8 protein-coding genes and 5 pseudogenes are annotated in these 7,137 nt (G+C 72.4%); 8 read left to right on the top strand and 5 right to left on the bottom strand.

Annotation, left to right across the window (positions count from 1 at the left end; translation table 11 throughout):
- Nucleotides 1-152: 152 nt before the first annotated feature.
- The 5 genes and pseudogenes from FRAQA3DRAFT_RS07750 to FRAQA3DRAFT_RS38510 all read right to left on the bottom strand — a co-directional run.
- Nucleotides 153-578, bottom strand: a pseudogene (locus FRAQA3DRAFT_RS07750) (SAM-dependent methyltransferase); the annotation flags it as partial.
- Between the two features lie 64 nt (nucleotides 579-642).
- Nucleotides 643-789 (bottom strand): annotated as a pseudogene (locus FRAQA3DRAFT_RS32645) (trans-aconitate 2-methyltransferase); the annotation flags it as partial.
- Between the two features lie 165 nt (nucleotides 790-954).
- Nucleotides 955-1,701, bottom strand: a complete 747-nt coding sequence (locus FRAQA3DRAFT_RS07760; RefSeq protein ID WP_035922501.1) for a DUF4865 family protein — start codon at nucleotides 1,699-1,701, stop codon at nucleotides 955-957.
- Between the two features lie 77 nt (nucleotides 1,702-1,778).
- Nucleotides 1,779-2,387, bottom strand: coding sequence for a TetR/AcrR family transcriptional regulator (locus tag FRAQA3DRAFT_RS07765; RefSeq protein WP_009738518.1), 609 nt, complete (start codon nucleotides 2,385-2,387; stop codon nucleotides 1,779-1,781).
- A gap of 82 nt (nucleotides 2,388-2,469) precedes the next feature.
- Nucleotides 2,470-2,742: pseudogene (locus FRAQA3DRAFT_RS38510) on the bottom strand (site-specific integrase); the annotation flags it as partial.
- A 165-nt stretch (nucleotides 2,743-2,907) separates the two neighbouring features.
- Between FRAQA3DRAFT_RS38510 and FRAQA3DRAFT_RS07770 the strand changes: the two are divergent.
- The 8 genes and pseudogenes from FRAQA3DRAFT_RS07770 to FRAQA3DRAFT_RS38515 form a co-directional block, all read left to right on the top strand.
- The gene (locus tag FRAQA3DRAFT_RS07770) at nucleotides 2,908-3,243 is read left to right on the top strand and encodes a hypothetical protein (RefSeq protein WP_009738519.1); all 336 of its coding nucleotides are present in this window, start codon (nucleotides 2,908-2,910) and stop codon (nucleotides 3,241-3,243) included.
- 85 nt (nucleotides 3,244-3,328) lie between these two features.
- Nucleotides 3,329-3,967 (top strand): IS110 family transposase, encoded by a 639-nt coding sequence (locus tag FRAQA3DRAFT_RS07775; protein WP_009738520.1) that lies wholly within the window; start codon nucleotides 3,329-3,331, stop codon nucleotides 3,965-3,967.
- Between the two features lie 50 nt (nucleotides 3,968-4,017).
- Complete coding sequence (locus FRAQA3DRAFT_RS07780; protein ID WP_051054561.1) at nucleotides 4,018-4,482, top strand: GNAT family N-acetyltransferase; 465 nt, start codon at nucleotides 4,018-4,020, stop codon at nucleotides 4,480-4,482.
- Between the two features lie 420 nt (nucleotides 4,483-4,902).
- Complete coding sequence (locus FRAQA3DRAFT_RS36865; protein ID WP_009738522.1) at nucleotides 4,903-5,100, top strand: hypothetical protein; 198 nt, start codon at nucleotides 4,903-4,905, stop codon at nucleotides 5,098-5,100.
- 6 nt (nucleotides 5,101-5,106) lie between these two features.
- A complete protein-coding gene (locus FRAQA3DRAFT_RS36870; RefSeq protein ID WP_051054202.1) occupies nucleotides 5,107-5,466 on the top strand; it encodes a hypothetical protein in 360 nt (119 codons plus the stop codon).
- Nucleotides 5,467-5,479: 13 nt separating this feature from the next.
- Nucleotides 5,480-5,641 (top strand): annotated as a pseudogene (locus FRAQA3DRAFT_RS36875) (pentapeptide repeat-containing protein); the annotation flags it as partial.
- Nucleotides 5,642-5,896: 255 nt separating this feature from the next.
- Nucleotides 5,897-6,133, top strand: coding sequence for an acyl carrier protein (gene acpP, locus FRAQA3DRAFT_RS07790; protein WP_009738523.1), 237 nt, complete (start codon nucleotides 5,897-5,899; stop codon nucleotides 6,131-6,133).
- Between the two features lie 699 nt (nucleotides 6,134-6,832).
- Nucleotides 6,833-6,919 (top strand): annotated as a pseudogene (locus FRAQA3DRAFT_RS38515) (3-oxoacyl-[acyl-carrier-protein] reductase); the annotation flags it as partial.
- Between the last annotated feature and the right edge of the window lie 218 nt (nucleotides 6,920-7,137).

Here is a 7,137-nt window from a genome sequence, read left to right on the forward strand (position 1 = left end):
CTCATCTCCCGCATTTTGACGGGAGGATGGTCCCCGGGAGCCGCTGCTGCGTCGTGCGGTCGCAGGGGCCGAGCCATGCGTGTGCAACGCGGGTATGGACCCGTTGCTCGCCCGATTGCCAAAAGATGCTGGTGAGAAGCCAGAACCTACGCCAACACGATCGGGTCGTTGTCGGCGTAGAACACGCGGGCATCGGGGGCGGCGGCCTGGGCGACCTCGTGCAGGTTCGGCCTGGTGGGGATGCCGGTGCCGATGTCGAGGAAATGGCGGATCCCGGCCTCGCCGGCCAGGTGGCGGATCACCCGGACCATGAACGCCCGGTTCTGCCGCGCGGTGATGCGGCCGTTGGGGAAGACGGCCAGGCCCTCCTCGGCGGCCTGCCGGTCGGCGGGGAAGTTGTCCTTGCCGCCGAGCAGGTAGTCGTACATGCGGGCGGTGTGCGCGACGTCGGTGTGCAGGTCTATCGGCGCCGCATGGTGCTGGGTGTCCGCCACCGCTACCAGCCCCTCACCTCGGGATGATTCGCCACGGTTCGACCCTCGTGGATCGGGACGCAGCGTCGACAGCTGATTGCGCATTCAACACATTCGGTAGGGGGCCTCGGGCCGGACCGCGCGGGCCGGCGGTGGGCGCCAGCCGGTGCATCGACCCCACCTCGAAGCGCAGGCCCGGACGGTCGCGGCGGGCCAGCCTGATCATCTGCGGGGACAGGTCGAGACCGAAGGCGTCCACCCCGAGGTCGTGCAGATGGGCCGTCAGGTGGCCCGGTCCGCAGCCGAGGTCGGCGACGGCGGCGGAAAACGCCCGCGGAGCCGACCGTAGGACCCACCCCGGTGGGCGGGTGGCCGTGAAACGGGAACCCGGCCCGGCTTCGGCCGGTCAGACCGGGAGCGCCGCCCCGCACGGGACGGCAGCGTGACCGGTGAGCGTCAAAGCTCACCGGAACGCAACGGGCTACCAGAGCCGGCCGCTGGGCAGCGCCGCCGCGCCCGGCGCGGACACGTGCAGCACCTGGTAGCGCTGCGTGCCACCGGCGTCCCCGGCGTCCCCGGCGGCGGCCGTGGCGTCGGCCCACAGCACGAACCGCGTCAGCTCCCATCGGCGGGGGTCCAGGGTGAGGGCGGCGGTGTGCACGCCAGCGCGATGGGCCAGCGCCGCGAGGGCGTCGGTCTCCCGCGCCACGCGGGTGGCCAGCCCCAGGCCCGAACCGTCGGCGTCGGGATCGGCGGGCAGCACGGTGACCCGACGCGAGGCCGCGGTCGGCGCAGCGGCGGCGGTCGATGCAGCGGCGGCGGTCGATGGGGCCGATGCCGGCAGCGGGGGCGAGGCAGGGGCCGCGCCCGCGGACTCCGAGCGGGCGGGCACAGCCGCCGAGGCTGGCCCGGCGGGGTGCGCAGGTCCGGTGACGACGGCGAGGACCGTGCCGTGTGCGACCGCCGGGCGGCCGAAGGAACGGATGATCCGGTCGAACCCGCCGCCCCCGGCCAGGAAGCGGCCCATCGCCCCGGCGTCGCGCCACAGGTAGAACGGGGCGTACTGGTTCACCGCAGCGCCCGCGACGCCGCGCTCGCGGATCGCGTACGCCTTCAGGCCGAGCCCCGCCCGGTCATCGAGGGCGTGGCCGGTGTCGGCGACCCGGCGGCGGATGATCCCCATGTCGTAGTCGGCGGGCAGGGTGATCTCGTACTGCATCGCGTACACGTCCGCGTCCTCTCCTGGTCGCTGTTGGTCGCTGCTGGACGGTCTGACGGTGCCGTGCGACCCGTCGTCCTCGCCGATCACCGGGCGGGGTGCACGTGGTCCTGGCCGGTGGGTGCGGCGTGGGCGGCGAGCAGGGCACCCAGGCCGTCGACGGCCTGGGCGAACGGCTCGCCGCTGCCGGCGGCGCGGGCCAGCACGTACCCGCCCTGCAGCACCGCGACGATCGTGGCCGCCGTGGCCGGCGGGTCGAGCCCGGTGAGCTCGCCGGCCGCCACGCCCTCGGCGAGCAGGGCGCCCAGGCGGGCGCGCAGCCAGGTGAACGTCTCCTCGACCGGGCGGCGCAGCTCGGTGTCGGCCATGACGTCGGGGTCCTGGGTGAGCCGGCCGACCGGGCAGCCGCGCAGCACGTCACGCTCGCGGCGCAGGTAGGCCTCGATGCGGGGGAGCACCGGCCCGTCCCCGCCGAGCTGGGCCTCTGCCGCCGCCCGCAGCTCGGCGGCGGTCCGCTCGATCGCGGCGTGGGCGAGCGCCGCCTTGCCGGCGAAGTGGTGGTACATGCTGCCCTGCCCGACCCCGGCGTGTGCCTGGATCGCCTTCGGGCTCGTCCCGACGTAGCCGCGTTCCCACAGCAGCGCCCGGGTGCTCTCGATCAGCCGCTCCGCCGCCTCCACCCGCCCACTGTACATACCAGTAGGTACAGAGCGGATGTTCTTGGCATGCAGCGACTCTCCCTTGTTGAGCTGCCGGGAGATCGTGCGTCGGAGAGCCGACCTCAGCCTTCACCACTGCGGGCGAGGCTTCCACCGGCCCGGTGGCCAGCCACCGTAACCGCGTCATGCCGATCGCCGAGTCGTCCACCAGCAGGCCATCCAGGTCGGCACATCGCCGGTCGGTGAACTCGCACGCCAGCCGGTCGAACGTCTCCCGCCCCGCGACCTCGCGGGCGTGCGCGACCCGCTTCACCACCGTCACCGGCCCCGGCCGGATCACACGCGCCGAGATCAGGTACTCGCACGCCAGCCGGAACAGCAACGTCGGCGAGGCGCACCAGAGGCGCACCAGCGGACGCTGTGCCGGGGCTGCGCGCCCGACCCGATCCTCGAGGGCGACGTCCTCGTCGTCGTCGACGCGGTCACCCGGACGACGCGTTCCACTCGCGGGACACGATCTCCAGCTGAGACCAGCCGCCGCTTCCGGGGAGAGCCGATGTGGAGCACTGTCTTGTCCGTCAGCATGGCGGGCCCGGTCGACCTCGAGACGCTGTCCGGCCTTCGCAGGTCTTTGGACCTGCGCCCGCACGGCCGGCTCGACGATGACGATGACGGCGACTTCGGTTACCGGTACCTGGTCGACGACGGTGTCGAGCGGAGGGTGCTTCTCACCTTGTGGCGGAACAGGCCGGACGAGTGGATGGTCACGCTCCTGGCCACCCCGGCCGATGTTCCCGACGAAACCGGGCTGACACAGCTCCTCGCGGAGATCCGGGCCGCGGCGCAGTCCGCCGGGCTCACCGTCACACGCGAGGGCGTCTGGCCTGCCTGACCCGGTCCTCACACCCGCGGCGGATCCCGACTACTACGACGTCGACAACGACGACCAGGACGTCGACGCGCCAAAGGCGCTGATCGTGGCCGCGCCGGAGCCGGTCCGTGCCGACCTGGCAGCCCTGACCACCAGCCGGCTGATCACCGTGTGGGCCGACGCCGAGATTCCTCCCGTCGGGGCCGGGGACCCGGCGGTCGCGGTCCGCCTGGCGCTGCGCAGTCTCGCGCGCCGCGTCCAGCACCCATCGTCCGAGATCACCGATCTCGACAAGATCCTCAGTTCTCTGGTTGCCGCGATCGCCCCGAAGCTGCTCGCCGTGAACGGTGTCGGCGCCGACAGTGCCGGCCAGCTGCTTGTCAGCGCGGGCGACAACCCCGACCGGCTGCGTTCCGAGGCCGCGTTCGCGATGTTGTGCGGCGTCGCCCCGCTGCCCGCCTCGTCCGGGCGGACGCACCGCTACCGGCTCAACCGGGGCGGGGACCGCCAGGCCAACGCCGCGCTCTACCGCGTCGTGCTCTGCCGGCTGCGCTGGGACCCGGCCACCCAGGCCTACGCCCAGCGCCGCACCGCCGAAGGCAAGACCAAGAAGGAGATCATCCGCTGCCTCAAACGCTACGTGACCCGCGAAATCTACGCGATCATCACGTCAGGGGCCACCGAGATACGCCAGAAAGGCGACAATGAGGAGGTGAGTGAGGCGAGAAAGCGCGCTTCCTGGTGAATCACCAGCAGCGCATCCCGGCTCCGACCTCGCGGCTCGCGTTCCGCCCGATGACCACAGGCGACCTCGACGACATGGCCGCGCTCCTCGGCGACCCGGACGTGATGCGGTACTACCCGCGCACCAAAGACCGCGACGAAGCCCTGGCCTGGATCGACTGGAACCAGCGTCTCTACCGGCAGGAAGGCTTCGGGCTCTGGCTGGTCACGCTCCGGTCCACCGGCGAGTTCGTCGGCGACTGTGGCCTGACCCCCCAGGAAATCGAAGGAACCACCGACATCGAGATCGGCTACCACGTCCGCACCGATGCCCAAGGCCACGGCTACGCCACCGAAGCCGCCACTGCCTGCCGAGACCTCGCCCGTGACGTCCTCGAGATCAAGCGCCTCGTTGCGATCATCCACCCGGACAACACACCCTCCCAGCGTGTCGCCGAGAAGACCGGCCTCGCCCACGAACGCGACGCCATAACCCGTTCAGGCCAGCAGGTACGCATCTACGCCACAGTCCTGTGACAGCCAGGACGCGATCACCCGCCCCCGGGGCCGCCCCCGGGGCCGTCGCCGGCCCACGCCCCGTGACATCCCATCACCAGTGATCATCAGTTGCGGTGAGGGAATGCAGAACAGTCGAACATGCGACCCTGCCTGTCCGGTCTCTACACGATCTACACCGCTCCCGCATCAAACGATCTTCCCGTGTCACCTGGACATCCATAGGAGCATCGATCGTGCCCGTGGGGTGGGGTAGCGGCGGGTCCGCTACCGGGTAGCGGTAGCGCGACCGGGTGGACGTGCCCTGAGCTGGACGGTAGCGGTAGCGCCGGACGGGTCGTCGAAGTCCAGCGTCCGGGAGTGGCGGGTGCGCCGCCCGGGGCGGGCCGCTACCGCGACCGTCGCCGCCGGTCAGTCCTCACCGGACCGCGGCGGTGTCTGGTGACTGTCCTGTCTCGGTCGGTGGCGTACAACCTGCCCATGGCGGATAACGGGGGATCAGCTCGCCAGGCTGGGCGGCGGTGGTTGTGGGCGGTGGCCGGGCTCGCTGGTCTCGGGGCGGTCGCCGCGGTGGTGGGGATCTGGCATCTGCCGGACCGGATGCATCCGGGTACCAGCGACGGCGCGGTCCAGGCCTGAGCGGCGTTGCAGGGCGGGCTGCTGACCGCGGCCGCCGCCCAGCTCGCCGTCGCCGGCGCGCCGATCGCCCTGGACGAGACCCGGCAGGCCAACGCCGAAACCGGGCGGGCGAACGAGGCGGCGGACACCCGCGAACGGGAAGCGAACAAGAACACCCACGTCCGGGAGCTGTTCACCCGCGCGGTGGACCAGCTCGGTTCGGACAACGGCACGGTCCGCCTCGGGGGGATCTACGCCCTGGAACGCATCGCCACCGACTCCCCACCCGACCAGCGCACCATCGTCGAAGTCCTGTCAGCGTTCGTCCGCGACCCCCGCCCTGCGCTTACCCGAACCAGCTGGCGGCGGTGTCCAAGGCGCCGGTGACATCCGTGCCGCCATCCAGGTCCTCGCCCGACTCCTCGACGAGCCTGGCGTCCCCCGCAGCAACTTCACCGGTGCCCGACCGAGTGAGGCGGACCTCTCCGGCGTCGAGCTGGTCGGAGCGGACCTTGTCCGCGCCCGGTTGAACGGGGCGAACCTCCCCGACGCCCGGTTGGAGGGGGCGAACCTCTCCGGTGCCAGGCTGGGCAGGGCGAACCTCACCAGCGCCCAGGGGCTGGTCCAGGAGCAGGTGGACGACGCTCGGGGTAATGAGCTGCTACCCCCGGCCGGGCGGGCATGGCGCCAGACGGGACAGAGCCCACGTGGCGAGCATCACCCATCAGGGGTGGGCGGCGGAGCTCGCTGCGTGGACCGATCAGAGAATATGCGGGTCGTGTCCGTTCCCATGCACGTCGGAGCAGGAGGCCGCGGAGTGTCCACTGTCGAGGAGCGCGTCAAGAACGTGGTCGTGGAGCAGCTGAACGTCAAGCCGGAGGAGGTGACGAACAACGCGTCCTTCGTCGAGGACCTGGGAGCGGACTCCCTGGACCTTGTCGAGCTGGGCGTGGCCCTGGAAGAGGAGTTCTCCATCGGTATCTCCGACGAGGACGCCGAGGAGATCAACACCGTGCAGGATGCCATCGACTGGATCAACGCGCGCCGGCGGTAGGGCACGCTGTCGGGCTGTCCACGCGATCCGCGCGCCGCGGGACGACGGCTGCTCGGTCCTGATGGAGGAGATCCTGCTGCCGCCTGCGGGCCGCGAGGGACTGTGCCGGCGCCGGCCGCGCCGGCCATCCCGACCGGGGTGGGCAGGGCGCCACCGGGCAGCCAGGCCACCCACCCGCCGCGGGAGCGGTCCCGCTCCACGACGCCGCCGGCGACATCTCCGTCGAGCAGGAGTTGGTAGCGGCCGGGGGCGTCGGGGTCGGCGCGCAGGGTGTGGGACCGGCCGGCGCGGGCCACGGTGGCCGCGGCCAGGCGCAGGGGAGCGTCGGGGTCGAGGTGGGCCCAGCGGGTACGTGCCGCCCGGGCGGCCAGTCCGGCGCGAGCGGCGATCTGCGTCCAGGTCTGGCCCTGGATCAGCAGTCCGGTCACGGTGTCGTCGTCGGGGACGTCCGCCGCGGCGGATGGCGGTGGTGCGGGGCGTCGGGAGCCCCCCGGCCGTGGTGGGGCGGCGCGGGCGAGTAGTGCCATCATCCCGGTGTGGACGGCGCCGGTCTGGGCGGCGCTGGCCACGTCGCCGGCGTCCAGGACCGCGGCGAGCTCGCGGACCGCGGCGAGCAGCGGCGCGACGGACGGCGGGTCTGCCGGTGGCACCGTGCGGGCGGCCTGGCGGGCCCGGTACGCCCTCATCTGGCAGGCCCGGGAGGCGTCCTACATCACCGGGCAGGCGCTGGTGATCGACGGCGGGCAGATCCTGCCCGAGTCACCGGCCGCCGTCGGGCTGTCCTGAGCGGGCTGCGGCACGGCCCCCTGCGGCTGTCACGGACAGTGGGATGCCAGGGGCGGAGGTGTCACGTCGTTGCGTCAAGCGCCAGGGCGGCCGCGAGGGCGTCTGGGCGTTGCAGCTCGGGGAAGTGCCCCGTCCCGGGCAACCGGTGGATACGAACGGCAGGAACGTGGTCGCGCAGCGTCTGCGGATCGCTGGCACGGTGGGACCGGTCGGCGTCG

Origin of the sequence: Frankia sp. QA3 (assembly GCF_000262465.1) — a bacterium.
GTDB lineage: Bacteria > Actinomycetota > Actinomycetes > Frankiales > Frankiaceae > Frankia.

What these genes read in the sequence shown, in the direction of transcription:
- FRAQA3DRAFT_RS07765 (WP_009738518.1), bottom strand. Translation starts at nt 2,387, where the DNA reads ATGTACAGTGGGCGGGTGGAGGCGGCGGAGCGGCTGATCGAGAGCACC.
- FRAQA3DRAFT_RS07770 (WP_009738519.1), top strand. Translation starts at nt 2,908, where the DNA reads ATGTGGAGCACTGTCTTGTCCGTCAGCATGGCGGGCCCGGTCGACCTC.
- FRAQA3DRAFT_RS07780 (WP_051054561.1), top strand. Translation starts at nt 4,018, where the DNA reads ATGACCACAGGCGACCTCGACGACATGGCCGCGCTCCTCGGCGACCCG.